Origin of the sequence: Serratia sp. szju (assembly GCF_044594185.1) — a bacterium.
Classification (GTDB): Bacteria; Pseudomonadota; Gammaproteobacteria; order Enterobacterales; family Enterobacteriaceae; genus Serratia; species Serratia bockelmannii.
This window is the reverse complement of sequence record NZ_CP172576.1, coordinates 1,218,194-1,232,780: the sequence shown is the minus strand read 5'-3', so window position 1 is coordinate 1,232,780 and position 14,587 is coordinate 1,218,194. Positions and strand designations below refer to the sequence as shown.

Genomic DNA, 14,587 nt, shown 5'->3' with positions numbered 1-14,587 from the left:
TTGAGGTCAGCGTGATGCACGATCCGATGCTCGAATTACTGTTCAGCGAATACCGTAGAAAAGTGCTAAGCCTGCTGTTTATTGAAGCCGGGCAGGCGTTTCATGTGCGAGAAATTGCGCGGCGCACCGCAACTCAGGCCGGGACTTTACATAAAGAGTTGAGCCGGCTGGCTGAAGGCGGCATCTTGCTCAGGCAGCGGCAGGGCAACCAAATTTGCTATCAGGCTAACGCCGATTGCCTGATTTTTCCCGAGCTGGCGGCGATTTTCCGCAAGACCTGCGGCCCGGCTGCGCGCTTACGGCAGGTGCTGGCAGGATTTGGGGAGGACATTGAACGGGCTTTCATCTTTGGTTCCGTCGCCAGTGGCAAAGCGACGGCGGCCAGTGATATCGATGTTCTGATCGTCGGTAAACTGTCTTTTGCGGATGTAATTCAGGCGGTTTATCCGCTGCAGGCAACGCTGGGTCGGGAAATTAACCCCAAACTGTACTCGCCGGAAGAGTGGCGAGCGGCTTTGGCCGAGAACTCCGCGTTTATTCAGGACATTATGCAGAAACCCCAACTCTGGATTGCGGGAGACAAGGATGACGCTGGACAATCTGGTCGGGCTGGGACTGGAGGTGATAACGCCTGACGCGGGGGCGATTAAAAACTTGCTGGCCGCCGCCGCTCGCAACCGACGCGATGCGGGTATCACTCAGCTCAGCAATGAGAGCCGTTTCGACACGGCATATAAAGCGGTCATGCAAATGGCGAATGCCGCTTTGCAAGCCAAAAGATACCGCACGCTGGCCAGCAGGCCTGGCCATCACCAGACCATGATCCAAACGTTGCCGCTCACTGTAGGGTTGCCGCGCGAGGCAATGATCTGCCTGGATGCATTGCGAAAACAGCGCAACGTGGCGGATTATTCCGGCGACTTGGTGACGGACGCGGCGGTACAAGCTTGCCTTGAGCAGACAGAAGCGCTATGGGTACGGACTATCGACTGGCTGCAGCGCGAACATCCGCAGATAGTGGCGTAAGCGGCCTCATTTCAACCCGCAAAACACCGTTAGCCGCTGGGCCAGCGCCAGCGTGGCGGCAGGGGCGCCGTCGCGGTAGTAGAGCGCCAGTTCGAAGCTGTCTATCGGCGGCAATCCTTCGGCCTCGCCCAGCACCCGGTGCGCGGGCAGACGGCAGCCGGCCGGCAGCAGGGTGACGCCCAGCCCGGCGGCCGAAGCGGCGGTCAGCGCCGCCAGGCTGGCGCTGCTGTAGCCGATGCGCCAGCGTTTGCCGAGGTTGTCGAGCGCCTGGCACAGCTCGTCGCGGTACAGGCCGTTGAGCGGGAACACCGCCAGCGGCACCGGCGATTGCACGATGGCCGGGAAGGCCAGGCTGTCCAGCCACAGCAGCGGTTCCGGCCGCGCGGCGCGCGGCGGTTGCCGGCGGCGCTGTTTCACCAGGATCAGATCCAGCTCTTCACGCGCGTAGGCGCTGTGCAGATCGGCGCTCAGGCCGCTGGCGACGTCCAGCCGCAGGTGCGGGTGCTCACGGCTGAAGTCGGCCAGCAGCTCGGTGGTGGGCACGGCGAAATCCTCCGGCATGCCGATCCGCAGCACGCCGTCGCGCCAGATGCCGGTCAGCGCGTCGTGGGCTTCTTCATTTAGCGCGATAATGCGGCGCGCGTAGCTCAACAGCTTGACGCCTTCTTCGGTCAGCAGCACCTGATGCGAGGAGCGCTCAAACAGCGGCTTGCCCAGCATCTCTTCCAGCCGGCGTACCTGCTGGCTAACGGTGGACTGCGACAAAAACACCCGCTCTGCGGCGCGGGTGAAGCTGTTGCTGTCGCACACGGCGACGAAGCTGAGCAGCAGCTGCGGATTGAACATCGGGTAGCGATTCATTTTCCCACTGTTGGCTATTTTATTATTTAATTTCCCAATACTAGCGGCGTTGCCTACAGTAACGCAACGCTGCGGCGATCGCGCTGTGACGCCGCACTCTTCATTTCGCAGTACCAGGAATATGCCGTGTTAAATCATTCTGTTAATTCACCTTCCCCGCGCCGCTGGCTCAACCCTCTGCTGCTGGCGCTGGTGTTGATCGGCCTGAACATGCGGCCGCTGTTGACTTCGATCGGCCCGTTGCTGCCGACGCTGCGCCAGGTCACCGGGCTGAGTTTTGGCGGCGCGGCGCTGTTGACCACGCTGCCGGTGCTGATGATGGGGCTGATGGCGCTGGCGGGCGGCACCATCAATCGGCTGTTCAGCGAACGCAGCGCCGTGACGTTGAGCCTGCTGGCGATCGGGCTGGGCGCGCTTTGGCGCGAACTGGCCCCCGGCAGCGTGCAACTGCTGATGAGCGCGGTGCTGGGCGGGCTCGGTATCGGGGTGATCCAGGCGGTGATGCCCGGCATCATCAAGCATCACTTCCTTAAAAGCATGGCGCTGGTGGCCGGGCTGTGGTCGGCGGCGCTGATGGGCGGCGGCGGGTTGGGGGCGGCGATCACCCCGTGGCTGATGAGCGTAGGGCACGACTGGCACAGCGCACTGGCCTGGTGGGCGTTGCCGGCCCTGGTGGCGCTGCTGGCCTGGTGGCCGGTCAGCCGCGGGCTGTCTCGCCTGGGCGCGGCGGGCGAAAACCGCGGGCCAGGCCTGCTGCGCAACCGGCGCGCCTGGCTGCTCGGCGCCTATTTCGGCCTGATCAACGGCGGTTATACCAGCCTGATTGCGTGGCTGCCGCCGTATTACATGCAGCTCGGCTGGCAGCCGCAGGCCAGCGGTTCGCTGCTGGCGTTGATGACCTTTGGCCAGGTCGTGGGCGCGCTGCTGCTGCCGGCGCTGGCGCGCAATCATGACCGGCGGCCGCTGCTGTTGCTGGCGCTGATGATGCAACTGATCGGCTTTATCGGCCTGATTTACCTGCCGCAGACGCTGCCGTGGCTGTGGGTGTTGGTTTCCGGGCTGGGGCTGGGCGGCGCGTTCCCGCTGTGCCTGGTGCTGGCGCTCGATCACCTGCACCAGCCGGCGGCGGCCGGGCGACTGGTGGCCTTTATGCAGGGCGTCGGCTTCCTGCTGGCGGGTGTGACGCCCTACCTTTCCGGCCTGCTGCGCGACTACAGCGGCGGCTTCGTGCTGGACTGGCAGATCCACGCGCTGCTGGTGGTGGTGTTGATCGCCATCACCTGGCGCTTCCATCCGCACAGCTACCGGCGGGCGTTCGCCGAATAATATTTCTGTCATTGCCGCTCCCTATAGTGGCGTTGCTTTTACTTCTGGGCGATAACAACGAAAAGGGACAATGACATGCACAACACCAAAACCCGGCTGGCGCTGCTGGTCGGCTGCATGGCGCTGAGCGCCAACCTGTGGGCCGACGCGCAGCCGGTGCAAGCGACGCTGGCCGGGCATGCGCTGCTGCCGGTGAAATCCGCCGTTTCCACACCGAAGGACGCGCCGAGCGATCTGCAGCAGAGCGGTAAGTACACCAGCGGCAAACGCGTCACCGAGCTGGGCAGCGTGGCGGGTAAATCCGCCGATCGCCTGACCGGCATCGGCCTGCCGATCAACGGCCAGCCGCTGCAGGGCCACTCCGGCATCAAACACATGCCCGACGGCACCTACTGGGTGCTGACCGACAATGGTTTCGGCAGCAAGGCCAACTCCCCGGACGCCATGCTGTACCTCAACCACTACAAGATCGATTTCAAAGACGGCACGGTCGCGCCGCTGAAGACGGTTTTCCTGCACGATCCGGATAAAAAGGTGCCGTTCCACATCATCAACGAAAGCACCGAGAAACGTTATCTGACCGGCAGTGATTTCGATCCGGAAAGCTTCCAGTTTGCCGATGATGCCTTGTGGATCGGTGAAGAGTTCGGGCCTTACCTGATCAAGGCCGACCTGAACGGCAAGGTGCTGGCAGTGTTCGACACCCAGGTAGACGGCAAGGTGGTGAAATCGCCGGACAACCCGACGCTAACCCTGCCGGGCGCGCCGGACGGCAAACAGAACTTCCAGGTGGCGCGTTCCAAAGGCTTTGAAGGCATGGCCGCCTCGCCGGACGGCAGCAAGCTGTACCCGCTGCTGGAAGGGGCGCTGTGGGATGGCGAGCAGTTCGAGAACGTCGGCGGCAAACGCTACCTGCGGGTGCTGGAGTTCGACGTCAAACAGCAGGCCTGGACCGGCCGCAGCTGGCAGTACGTGCTGGAAGACAACCAGAACGCCATCGGCGACTTCAACATGATCGACGCCACCCACGGGCTGGTGATCGAGCGCGACAACGGCGAAGGCACGCCGGATAAAGCCTGCGCCGCCGGCGCGCCGACCGACAACTGCTTCAGCCAGGTGGCCAAGTTCAAGCGGGTGTATAAAATCGCCTTCTCGGACGCCAACGTCGGCAAACCGGTCGAAAAACTGGGCTATATCGACCTGATGAACATTCAGGATCCGAACAAGCTGGCGCGCAAGCCGCTGAACGACGGCGTGCTGACCTTCCCGTTCTTCACCATCGAGAACGTGGACGTGGTGGACGCCAACCACATCATCGTCGGTAACGACAATAACTTCCCGTTCTCCTCCAGCCGCCAGCCCAATATGGCGGATGACAACGAGTTCATCCTGCTGGACGTGAAGGATTTCCTGAAGTAGCGCTCCCCGGCCGCCGAATCGCCGGCGGCCGCCATTTCCCGCTTAGCGCAACGAACAAACTGCGCTATAATCAGCGCCTTGCTTCTTCTCTTCTCCAAGGAAGATCCTCGTCCCCGGTGGGGCGGCCGGACTTCAAATCCGGTTGGGGCCGCCAGCGGTCCTGGGCAGGTTCGACTCCTGTGATCTTCCGCCAATCAATGTCTCCCACACTCTCCTTATCTCAACAAAACACCTGTAATTACTGGATTTAATGCTTACTATTGTCTCTGGGGCTCAACTGGATTCTACCTGCATCAATAAAACTTTGGGGGTGCTTTAGGGGGTGTAAAATTGTATGCTCTTTTTTGGCACCCCCAGACTATGTGGTAACCCCTGATTCCTCTGACTTGGCTGTGCCACACATACGCCGCTGCTTATATTTTCAATGGAGATGCTATGCCACTAACGGATATCAAGGTGAAAACGGCTAAGCCGACGGATAAGGCTTACAAGCTAACTGACGGTGGTGGAATGTATCTGCTGGTCAAGCCGAATGGTTCGAAATACTGGCGACTGAAGTACCGTTTTGTCGGCAAGGAAAAGATGCTGTCGATCGGCGTTTATCCGGACGTTTCTTTAGCTGATGCACGTCAGAAGAGAGATGAAGCGCGCAAAATCTTGGCTGCCGGTGGCGATCCTGGTGAGGTGAAGAAGGCGGATAAGCTGGCGCAAAAGCTCTCTACTGAGAACACGTTTGAGGCTATTGCCCGCGAGTGGCACAAACAAAAGGCCGATCGTTGGTCGTTACGCTATCGCTATGAAATCATTGATACCTTCGAGAAGGACATATTCCCTTATCTTGGTCGACGCCCGATTGCTGAGATTAAGCCAATGGAACTGCTCGAAACGCTCCGGCGCTTGGAGAAGCGCGGTGCGCTGGAGAAGATGCGTAAAGTACGCCAGCGTTGTGGTGAGGTATTTCGCTATGCCATTGTGACCGGGCGTGCGGAATACAACCCGGCTCCCGATCTGGCGACTGCCTTGGCAACGCCAAAGAAAACCCACTTTCCCTTCCTTACCGCAGAAGAACTTCCTTATTTCATCAAGGATCTGGCCGGGTACACAGGCAGTGTGATCACTAAAACGGCGACGCAAATCATCATGCAAACGGGGGTTCGTACTCAGGAACTACGTTTTGCGCGTTGGCAGGATATCGACTTTGAGAAGCGTCTCTGGGAGATCCCTCCTGAAGTGATGAAGATGAAACGGCCCCATATCGTTCCGCTGTCGGAGCAGGTTGTGGAGCTGTTTCAGTCGCTGAAGCCGATTACCGGAATGTATCCGTTGGTATTTATTGGAAGAAATGACCGGACAAAGCCGATCTCAAAGGAAAGCGTTAATCAGGTGATTGAGTTGCTTGGATATAAGGGAAGACTGACAGGGCACGGCTTCCGCCACACAATGAGTACTATCTTGCATGAGCAGGGGTTCAACTCTGCCTGGATAGAGACGCAGCTTGCTCATGTGGATAAGAACGCGATTCGTGGCACGTATAACCATGCGCATTACCTGGAGGGAAGGCGGGAGATGATGCAGTGGTATGGGGATTACATTGATGGACTGACGATAAATGAATCAGTTATAACCGGTTAATTTCACATAAAAACAAAGTATTAGAAAAATAAAACTATGGGTTTCCTGAACTCGTAATGTATTCATTTCGATACTTAAGCAGTCCTAAAAAGACAAATCACACAAATTATAACCAATTTTCATCGTCAATAATCCGATGCTAAACTTCCAAGACTTAATCTATAGAGTAAGTACTGCATTTATTTTAGTTGTTGACGGCTAATTTTTTTTGCTCCATCATAAACAAATCGACCACGCTTTTATTGCAGTACCATCTCTATAGATATTGGTGTGGTGGTGCGACAGGGTGCAACCTGTCGCGATGATATAAATCCCAACGTCGAAAATCAGGAGATAACATCTATGTCAGTATATCAAATCAACTACGATCTGCGTAAGCAGAAAGACTATTCCTCACTAATTGAGCGCATCAAGTCCTACGGAACTTGGTGCCATCCTCTCGAATCCGCTTGGATTATCGTTACAAACCAGTCGGCTGTGCAGGTACGTGATCATCTCAAAGCGGTTATGGATAGTGACGATGGTCTGTTAGTCACTCGTTTGCAGTGGGAATGGGCTGGATATGGGTTATCCAAAGAAATTTATGATTGGCTCGGGAGCCAATCAGTTACGACTGCTTTCTAAAAAAGTGCGCCAAGGGCGGTGCGATAACCAGAGGACTATATGCCGACACCCCTAAAGAAATTAGGTGAGATTGCAGATATCCGTTCAGGCTATACCTTACGTGAAGCAATAACTCCGGTGCCTGGAGGGGATGTCCGCATCTTGCAGATTAAAGATATTGAGCTGGATTGGCAGTGGGACCCTTATGTTTTGCCTGCAGTTTCATGGGAACAAAATGCCCTACCGCCGTTGTTGGAACACGGTCAGATTGTGGTTGCGGCTCGAGGGAATCGCAATACCGCTGCCGTTTACCGTGGGGATATTCCTGTCGTTGCAACCAATCAATTTCTGGTTATCACGCTTAAAAAGAAAGAGAGTGAATTTGTTCCGGAGTATTTGGGGTGGGCCCTCAATCAACCAATGATTCAACTGCAGTTTCAGCGTAGTGGTTCAAACATCCAGTTGATTACTAAAGCAGCATTAATGCAAGTCTCGATACCAGTACCTACGATAGAAACGCAGCATCAGATCGGCCAGCTTCAACGCATATGGCATCATGAAGACGATCTAATAAAGAAGTTACAGGACAACCGTCGCCAGCTTGAAGTTGGTATTTTGCAAAAATTGCTAAAGGATTAACACGTTATGACCAATATGATCGATCAGGACCGCATCAACCGAGTGCTGTGGGGGGTATGTGACACCTTCCGTGGCACCATTAGCCCTGATACTTACAAAGACTTCATCCTTACCATGCTGTTTCTGAAGTACATCTCGGATGTCTGGCAGGATCATTATGATGAGTATCAATCACAGTATGGCGATGAACCAGAGCTGATTGAAGAGATGATGAAGAACGAACGCTTTGTTCTACCGAAAGATGCTAGCTTTTATGCTCTCTATAAGCGTCGAAGTGAGGCAGGTAACGGTGAACGTATCGATGTAGCTCTACACGCAATTGAAGAAGCTAACGGCACTAAGCTGAAAGATGGTAGCAAAAGCGTGTTCCAAGAAATTTCATTTAATACGAATAAGCTTGGTGATGAAAAACAAAAGAATCTGATTTTGAAGCAGTTACTCGAAGATTTTACTCATCCAGAGCTGAATCTTAAGCCCAGCCGTGTGGGGGGATTAGATGTAATAGGTAACGCTTATGAATATTTGATTGGCAAGTTTGCTGCCAACAGCGGCCAGAAAGCCGGAGAGTACTATACGCCACCCGAAGTGTCAGATCTGCTCGCTGCGTTGCTTGACCCACAGCCAGGGGAATCTATCTGCGACCCAACCTGTGGTTCTGCTTCGCTACTGATGAAGTGTGGTAAGTGGGTAGCTCAAAAGCACCATAGTAAGAACTATGAACTTTACGGGCAGGAAGCCATTGGTTCAACCTGGTCGCTGGCTAAAATGAACATGTTTCTGCATGGCGAGGATAACCATAAAATCGAGTGGGGTGATACGATCCGCAATCCCAAGCTACTCGATAAAAATGCTAATCTGATGCTGTTTGATGTGGTCACAGCTAACCCACCTTTCTCATTGGAGAAATGGGGGATTGATGATGTGGCTGACGATCATTACGGTCGGTTCCGCCGTGGGCTTCCGCCTAAAACTAAGGGTGACTTTGCGTTTATCCTTCATATGATCGAAACCATGAAGCCGAAAACCGGACGTATGGGCGTGGTGGTTCCCCATGGCGTGTTGTTCCGTGGTTCCAGCGAAGGAAAAATTCGGCAGAAGTTGATAGACGAAAATCTTCTCGATGCGGTTATTGGTTTGCCAGAAAAGTTGTTTTTCGGCACAGGTATTCCAGCGGCGATTCTGATCTTTAAAAAGAGTAAAGTGGACGATAACGTATTGTTTATCGATGCCAGTCGTGATTTTCAATCAGGTAAAAATCAAAACCAGCTAAGTTCGGAAAATATTACCAAAATCGTTAAAACCTATCGTGAAGGTGATAATGTCGAAAAATATGCTTATCTTGCCAGTCTGCAGGAGATCCGCGACAACGACTACAACCTGAATATCCCCCGCTATGTCGATACCTTTGAAGAAGAACAGGAAATCGACTTGATGGCGGTCCGTGCCGAGCGTCAGCAACTGCAATCGCAATTGGCTGAACTAGAACTGGAGATGGTGAAATATCTGGGGGAATTGGGTTATGGTGCCTGAGGGATGGAAGAAAGTGCCACTCAAAACTATTGCGGAAGTAAGGTCTGGAGTAGCGAAGGGGAAATCTGGACTGAAAGATCCAATAACAGTTCAATATCTAAGAGTGGCTAATGTTCAAGATGGGCATATAAACCTTAATGATGTGAAGGATATTCAAGTTGAACGCCATCAACTTGAGCGTTATTCGCTCAAGTTTGGTGATGTTCTTATGAATGAAGGTGGGGACTTTGATAAATTAGGTAGGGGTGATGTTTGGCAGGCTCAGATTAAGCCATGCTTACATCAAAATCATGTTTTTGCGGTAAGACCAATACCGCAGGAAATGGACTCTTTTTATCTTGCTGCTTTAGCGGCAAGTAGCTACGGGAAAAAATATTTTCTAAGTTGTGCCAAGAGAAGCACTAACCTGGCAAGTATAAACTCTACACAACTAAAAGAATTTCCAGTACTTGTTCCACCACTGCCAGAACAGAAGAAAATCGCCAAAATCCTTTCTGCCTGGGATAAGGCGATTGCAACCTCTGAGCAACTGCTGGCCAATAGCCAGCAGCAGAAAAAAGCACTTATGCAACAATTGCTCAATGGCCATACACGCTTACCAGGGTTTAGTGACAGGTGGATGGGGGGAGTATTGGGCGACATTGCTACTATTGATTCGGGGTTTACTTTTAAAAGCAATACGTTCATTAATACTGATAATGGAATACCTGTCATTAGAATGAACAACCTGAAAAATGGAAGGCTGGATATCTCTGATTCTGTGAAAATCTCCCCAGAGATAACAAAAGGATTGGAAAAATTCTCATTGTTAGAGAATGATTTTCTATTTGGAATGTCTGGAAGTCTTAATAACTATGCTTGGGTTACAGCCAAAGATTTGCCATGCTATTTGAATCAGCGAGTTGGAAGGATTACTGCGAAAAATAATCACGACCAAACTTTTTTAACTTATTTGTACCTATCAGATAAGGTCCAGAAAAGTATCTTAGATAAGGCCGAGGGCGCAGCGCAACTTAATATTAGTATTAACGAGCTTAGAGAAACTCCTATTAATTATCCTGCACCGAAAGAGCAAAAGAAAATCGCTGAAATTCTCTTATCCGCTGATAATCACATTACAAAATTACAACAAAAACTCTACTACTTGAAACAAGAAAAAAAAGCCCTGATGCAGCAACTTCTTACCGGTAAACGCCGTGTGAAGGTGGACGTCGCATGACTGATAAACACTTACCTCAACCACCAGCAGGGGAATTCCTGTTGTTTCAAAGCGAGGATGGCCGTGCACGCGTTGAGTGTCGCTTTCAGTCAGACACGCTTTGGCTGACTCAGGCATCCATGGCTGAGCTATACGCTAAGGATGTTCGTACCATCAACGAACATCTGATCAACATCTTTTCAGAAGGCGAACTTGGTCAAAATTCAACTATCCGGAAATTCCGGATAGTTCGCCAGGAAGGAAAGCGTCAGGTTTCCAGAGAGATAGAGCACTACAGCCTAGAAGCTATACTGGCCGTAGGCTATCGCGTTCGCTCAGTCCGGGGGACTCAGTTCCGTCAGTGGGCCACGCAAACCCTGCAGGAATACCTGATTAAAGGGTTTGTGATGGATGACGAGCGATTGAAGAATCCGCCCGTCGGCTCTTCTGTGGTTCCCGACTACTTTGACGAGATGCTGGAGCGCATCCGCGATATTCGTGCCAGCGAGCGGCGAGTTTACCTGCGAGTGCGGGAGATTTTCGCGCTGGCCGCTGACTATCAACCCTCTCTGAAAGAGACCACGCTTTTCTTTCAGACCATCCAGAACAAGCTCCACTTTGCCTGCACCGGGCATACAGCCGCTGAGTTGATCCACCTGCGGGCAGATGCCAGCAAGCCCCATATGGGGCTCACCAGCTATAAAGGCAATGACGTGCGAAAAGGCGATGTCACGGTCGCTAAAAACTACCTGATCCAGAAAGAGGTCAGTGAGCTGAACCGTGTGGTGAATATGTGGCTGGACTATGCCGAAGATCAGGCTCTGCGCCGCCAGCAGGTCTTCTTACAGGACTGGCAGGATAAGCTGGATCAGTTCTTGCAGTTCAACGACCGCAATGTGTTGCAGGGAGCGGGCACTGTCAGTAAGAAAATGGCAGATGAAAAAGCTCAGGATGAATATGCACGATTTGCAGAGCAGCGGCGTTTGTTAAAAGAGGCCGAGGGTGAAAAGGATATTACCGAGCTACTGCACTGGAAAGCCGATAAAGATAAGGGAACATCATGAGCATGCAAATCGCGCCAAAATTCCAGGAAGAGTACAGCGCCAAGCTCCCGGCGCTGGCTCTCTTGAGCAATTTAGGCTGGAAATATATTTCACCTCAGCAAGCCTTGTCTGCGCGAGCAGGCAAGGCAGATCAGGTGGTTTTGAACCAGATTTTGCGTGAACAGTTAGCTAAGAGGACGTTTATCTTTGCCGGTAAAGAGCATGCCATTTCTGACAAAGCGATTGATAGCCTGGTTGCGGAGGTTAACAGTCCGGCATTAAATCAGGGTTTGATTACCGCCAATGAGCACCTGTACAACCACCTGTTGTACGGCATTTCAGTGACGGAATTTATCGATGGCAAACGGGCGAACCCAACAATCTCGTTGATCGACTGGAACAACCCGCATAACAACAGTTTTGTTTTCACCGAAGAGTTCAGCGTGACACGAGCTAACGGTATTGAGGCGCGTAGGCCCGATATTGTCTGTTTTGTGAATGGTATTCCGCTGGTCGTTATCGAGGCTAAGCGCCCAGACGGCAATGCTAAAAAAGGGCCGACTATTGACGAGGGGATCTCACAAAGCCTGCGAAACCAGCGTCATGATGAAATTCCGCGACTGTTTGCCTACAGCCAGATCTTATTGTCGATAAACGGCCATGATGGACGTTACGGGACTTGCGGAACACCGACCAAATTTTGGGCTACATGGCGGGAAGAAGATATCTCCGATCTGGAGATGCTTGCCATCAAAAACCGCAAGCTCACAGCACAGCAGATGGATTTAATCTTCAGCCACCGTCCGGTTGCCTGCCTGGAATGGTATCAACATCTGACAACAGCGGGCGATTTGGCTATAACGGGCCAGGACCAGCTGCTTATCAGTCTGCTTTTACCTGAACGTCTACTGGATATGGCTCGCTTCTTCACGCTGTTTGATAAGAAAGCCGGTAAGGTCATTGCTCGGTATCAGCAGGTTTTCAGTATCAAACGACTGCTACAGCGTATCGAAACGAAGAACCCTGATGGCAGCCGCAACGGTGGGGTTATCTGGCATACCACCGGTTCAGGTAAGTCACTGACGATGGTTTTCCTGAGCAAAGCGCTGATTCTGAGTGAAACTCTCAAGCAGTGTCGCATCGTCGTGGTGACCGATCGCGTCGATTTGGAAAACCAGCTCAGTCGTACCTTTATCTCAACAGGGGAACTGGCCGGTAAAAGGGATAAAGCTGATGCTATTGCCACCTCTGGCAAACGCCTGGCCGAACAGATTGGCAAGGGGACTGAGCGTATTCTCTTCTCGTTGATTCAGAAATTCAATACGGCCACCCGACTGCCTGAGTGCGTGAATACCAGCCCCGATATTATTGTGCTGATTGATGAAGGCCACCGCAGTCATGGCGGCGAGAGTCACCAACGCATGAAGCTGGCTCTACCCAATGCGGCCTTTGTTGCTTTCACCGGTACCCCATTGCTGAAAGATGATAAGACCACGAATAAATTTGGTCCCATCGTTCATGCTTACACCATGCAGCGTGCGGTGGAGGACAAGACCGTCACTCCACTTCTCTACGAGGAGCGCCCGCCCGAGCTGAACGTGAATGAACGAGCTATAGATACCTGGTTTGACCGTATCACCGAGGGGTTAACGGATAAACAAAAAGCCGATTTGAAGCGTAAGTTTGCTAATAAGGGACAGATCTATAACGCTGACGATCGCATCCACCTTATTGCGCTGGATATCGCCAACCATTTTGTCAAAAACATCGACGATGGCCTGAAAGGGCAACTCGCCTGTGACAGTAAAGCAGCAGCAATCAAATACAAAAAGTATCTTGATGAAGCCGGGCTGTTTGAGTCTGCCGTGGTGATCAGTTCGCCTGACACGCGTGAAGGGAATACCGAGGTGGATGAATCTGGTATCCCTGATGTGACCAAATGGTGGCAGGATAACGTCGGCTCTCAGGATGAGCAGGTTTATACGCGCAATGTCATTGATCGTTTTGATAAAGATGATTCGCTGAAGCTACTGATTGTGGTCGATAAGTTACTTACCGGTTTTGATGAACCCAAAAATGCCGTGCTTTACATCGATAAGCCTCTTAAAGGGCATAACCTGATTCAGGCAATAGCCCGCGTTAACCGCCTTCATCCTAAGAAGAAATTTGGTCTGCTAATCGATTATCGGGGCATCCTCAAGGAGCTGGATACCACCATTGAGGATTACCAGAAGCTGGCATCCCGCACGCAGGGCGGATTTGATATTGATGACTTGGTGGGGCTGTACGGCCAGATGAGTACGGAGTACAAGCGCCTTCCCCAGCTGTATAAAAATCTGTGGGTGATTTTCGCGGGTGTAAAAAATAAAAACGATATTGAGCAGCTGCGTCAGGTATTGGTGCCGCGCACGGAAGAAAAGTACGGCGAAATGGTTGATGTTCATCTTAAAGTTCGTGAAGACTTTTATGAGGCTCTCACACAATTTGCCAGCTGCCTGAAAGTGGCGTTGCAGTCGGCTACCTTCTTTGAGGATAAGAGTTTCAGCGAAGAAGATCGCCAGCACTATAAAGAGACGCTGAGGCAATTTACCAGCCTGCGCCAGTTGGTGAAGCAGGATGCCGGTGAGACGGTAGATTATGACCAGTACACGGAACAGGTTAAAAAGCTGCTGGATAAACACGTTGTTGGTGTAGAAGTCCGCGAGCCTGATGGAGTGTATGAAGTCAGCAAAATGGGACAACGGCCCGAAGAGTGGAGCGAGGATAAAACCCGCAACGAAACGGATATTATCAAAACCCGCGTAACCCGCATGATTGAGCAGGAGTTACGTGATGATCCTTATGCCCAGGAAGCCTTCTCGAAGTTACTGCGTCTGGCTATTGAAGAGGCGGAAAAACTGTTTGATCACCCTCTCAAGCAGTACATGCTATTTCGTGAGTTTGAGGAGCAAGTACAGGAGCGGCGGCTGAACGAAATACCTGATGTGTTTGCCGGTAATCACCATGCGCAAGCTTACTTCGGCGTGTACAAAAAAGTGTTGCCGGAGGTTTTTGCTGTTACCGATTCTCAGGTTATCGATAAATGGGTGAAGCTTGCTTTTGAAGTAGACCAGGCTGTTGATATCTCAGTGGCTGAGAATTCGATCAATCCGCAAAATATCGAGGCTGATATCCGCAAGAAGCTTCTACCGATGATGTTTAAAGAGTGTAAGGCAATCGGTGGCGGAATGGATCAGGCGAAAAAGATCGTGGAAATGATCGTCCAGATTACCCGTGTAGGGCTGAGCGGAGTTTAAATCGTGGGCGAAAG

General features: G+C 52.2%; 12 protein-coding genes and 1 tRNA gene. 12 read left to right on the top strand and 1 reads right to left on the bottom strand.

From position 1 onward, the window contains the following. Positions 1-14 precede the first annotated feature (14 nt). Positions 15-635 carry a nucleotidyltransferase domain-containing protein gene (locus RE418_RS05875; RefSeq protein ID WP_060448354.1) on the top strand — a complete coding sequence of 207 codons (621 nt, stop codon included), beginning with the start codon at positions 15-17 and terminating at the stop codon, positions 633-635. Then, positions 586-1,026, top strand: coding sequence for a hypothetical protein (locus RE418_RS05870; RefSeq protein WP_049204702.1), 441 nt, complete (start codon positions 586-588; stop codon positions 1,024-1,026). Before RE418_RS05875 ends, RE418_RS05870 begins: the two co-directional genes overlap by 50 nt. 6 nt (positions 1,027-1,032) lie before the next feature. Here the strand turns inward: RE418_RS05870 and RE418_RS05865 are convergent, their stop codons facing one another. Continuing rightward, positions 1,033-1,887, bottom strand: a complete 855-nt coding sequence (locus tag RE418_RS05865) for a LysR family transcriptional regulator (protein ID WP_089181502.1) — start codon at positions 1,885-1,887, stop codon at positions 1,033-1,035. 210 nt (positions 1,888-2,097) lie between these two features. Between RE418_RS05865 and RE418_RS05860 the strand changes: the two genes are divergently transcribed. From RE418_RS05860 to RE418_RS05815, 10 genes are all read left to right on the top strand, one after another. After that, positions 2,098-3,213: a cyanate transporter gene (locus tag RE418_RS05860; RefSeq protein ID WP_272932652.1), complete on the top strand. Its 1,116-nt coding sequence runs from the start codon at positions 2,098-2,100 to the stop codon at positions 3,211-3,213. A gap of 75 nt (positions 3,214-3,288) precedes the next feature. Further along, positions 3,289-4,632, top strand: coding sequence for an esterase-like activity of phytase family protein (locus tag RE418_RS05855; RefSeq protein WP_089181504.1), 1,344 nt, complete (start codon positions 3,289-3,291; stop codon positions 4,630-4,632). A 98-nt stretch (positions 4,633-4,730) separates the two neighbouring features. After that, positions 4,731-4,825, top strand: a tRNA-Sec gene (locus RE418_RS05850). Between the two features lie 242 nt (positions 4,826-5,067). Further along, on the top strand, positions 5,068-6,264 hold the full coding sequence (locus RE418_RS05845) for a tyrosine-type recombinase/integrase (RefSeq protein WP_399675948.1): 1,197 nt from the start codon (positions 5,068-5,070) through the stop codon (positions 6,262-6,264). Between the two features lie 342 nt (positions 6,265-6,606). Further along, positions 6,607-6,888 carry a hypothetical protein gene (locus RE418_RS05840; protein ID WP_399675946.1) on the top strand — a complete coding sequence of 94 codons (282 nt, stop codon included), beginning with the start codon at positions 6,607-6,609 and terminating at the stop codon, positions 6,886-6,888. A gap of 39 nt (positions 6,889-6,927) precedes the next feature. Continuing rightward, positions 6,928-7,506, top strand: a complete 579-nt coding sequence (locus RE418_RS05835) for a restriction endonuclease subunit S (RefSeq protein ID WP_399675944.1) — start codon at positions 6,928-6,930, stop codon at positions 7,504-7,506. A gap of 6 nt (positions 7,507-7,512) precedes the next feature. Beyond that, on the top strand, positions 7,513-9,036 hold the full coding sequence (locus RE418_RS05830; protein WP_399675943.1) for a type I restriction-modification system subunit M: 1,524 nt from the start codon (positions 7,513-7,515) through the stop codon (positions 9,034-9,036). Then, positions 9,026-10,255, top strand: coding sequence for a restriction endonuclease subunit S (locus tag RE418_RS05825; protein WP_399675941.1), 1,230 nt, complete (start codon positions 9,026-9,028; stop codon positions 10,253-10,255). Before RE418_RS05830 ends, RE418_RS05825 begins: the two co-directional genes overlap by 11 nt. Beyond that, positions 10,252-11,298, top strand: a complete 1,047-nt coding sequence (locus tag RE418_RS05820; protein ID WP_399675940.1) for a virulence RhuM family protein — start codon at positions 10,252-10,254, stop codon at positions 11,296-11,298. The genes RE418_RS05825 and RE418_RS05820 overlap by 4 nt, the downstream gene beginning before the upstream one ends. Next, a complete protein-coding gene (locus RE418_RS05815) occupies positions 11,295-14,573 on the top strand; it encodes a type I restriction endonuclease subunit R (protein WP_399675938.1) in 3,279 nt (1,092 codons plus the stop codon). Before RE418_RS05820 ends, RE418_RS05815 begins: the two co-directional genes overlap by 4 nt. The last annotated feature ends 14 nt before the right edge of the window (positions 14,574-14,587 follow it).

Bases quoted from the DNA above. Each gene is read 5' to 3' on its own strand.
- RE418_RS05820 (WP_399675940.1), top strand. From the start codon at position 10,252: ATGACTGATAAACACTTACCTCAACCACCAGCAGGGGAATTCCTGTTG.
- RE418_RS05860 (WP_272932652.1), top strand. From the start codon at position 2,098: ATGCGGCCGCTGTTGACTTCGATCGGCCCGTTGCTGCCGACGCTGCGC.
- RE418_RS05835 (WP_399675944.1), top strand. From the start codon at position 6,928: ATGCCGACACCCCTAAAGAAATTAGGTGAGATTGCAGATATCCGTTCA.
- RE418_RS05830 (WP_399675943.1), top strand. From the start codon at position 7,513: ATGACCAATATGATCGATCAGGACCGCATCAACCGAGTGCTGTGGGGG.
- RE418_RS05840 (WP_399675946.1), top strand. From the start codon at position 6,607: ATGTCAGTATATCAAATCAACTACGATCTGCGTAAGCAGAAAGACTAT.
- RE418_RS05845 (WP_399675948.1), top strand. From the start codon at position 5,068: ATGCCACTAACGGATATCAAGGTGAAAACGGCTAAGCCGACGGATAAG.
- RE418_RS05815 (WP_399675938.1), top strand. From the start codon at position 11,295: ATGAGCATGCAAATCGCGCCAAAATTCCAGGAAGAGTACAGCGCCAAG.
- RE418_RS05875 (WP_060448354.1), top strand. From the start codon at position 15: ATGCACGATCCGATGCTCGAATTACTGTTCAGCGAATACCGTAGAAAA.
- RE418_RS05855 (WP_089181504.1), top strand. From the start codon at position 3,289: ATGCACAACACCAAAACCCGGCTGGCGCTGCTGGTCGGCTGCATGGCG.
- RE418_RS05825 (WP_399675941.1), top strand. From the start codon at position 9,026: ATGGTGCCTGAGGGATGGAAGAAAGTGCCACTCAAAACTATTGCGGAA.
- RE418_RS05870 (WP_049204702.1), top strand. From the start codon at position 586: ATGACGCTGGACAATCTGGTCGGGCTGGGACTGGAGGTGATAACGCCT.
- RE418_RS05865 (WP_089181502.1), bottom strand. From the start codon at position 1,887: ATGAATCGCTACCCGATGTTCAATCCGCAGCTGCTGCTCAGCTTCGTC.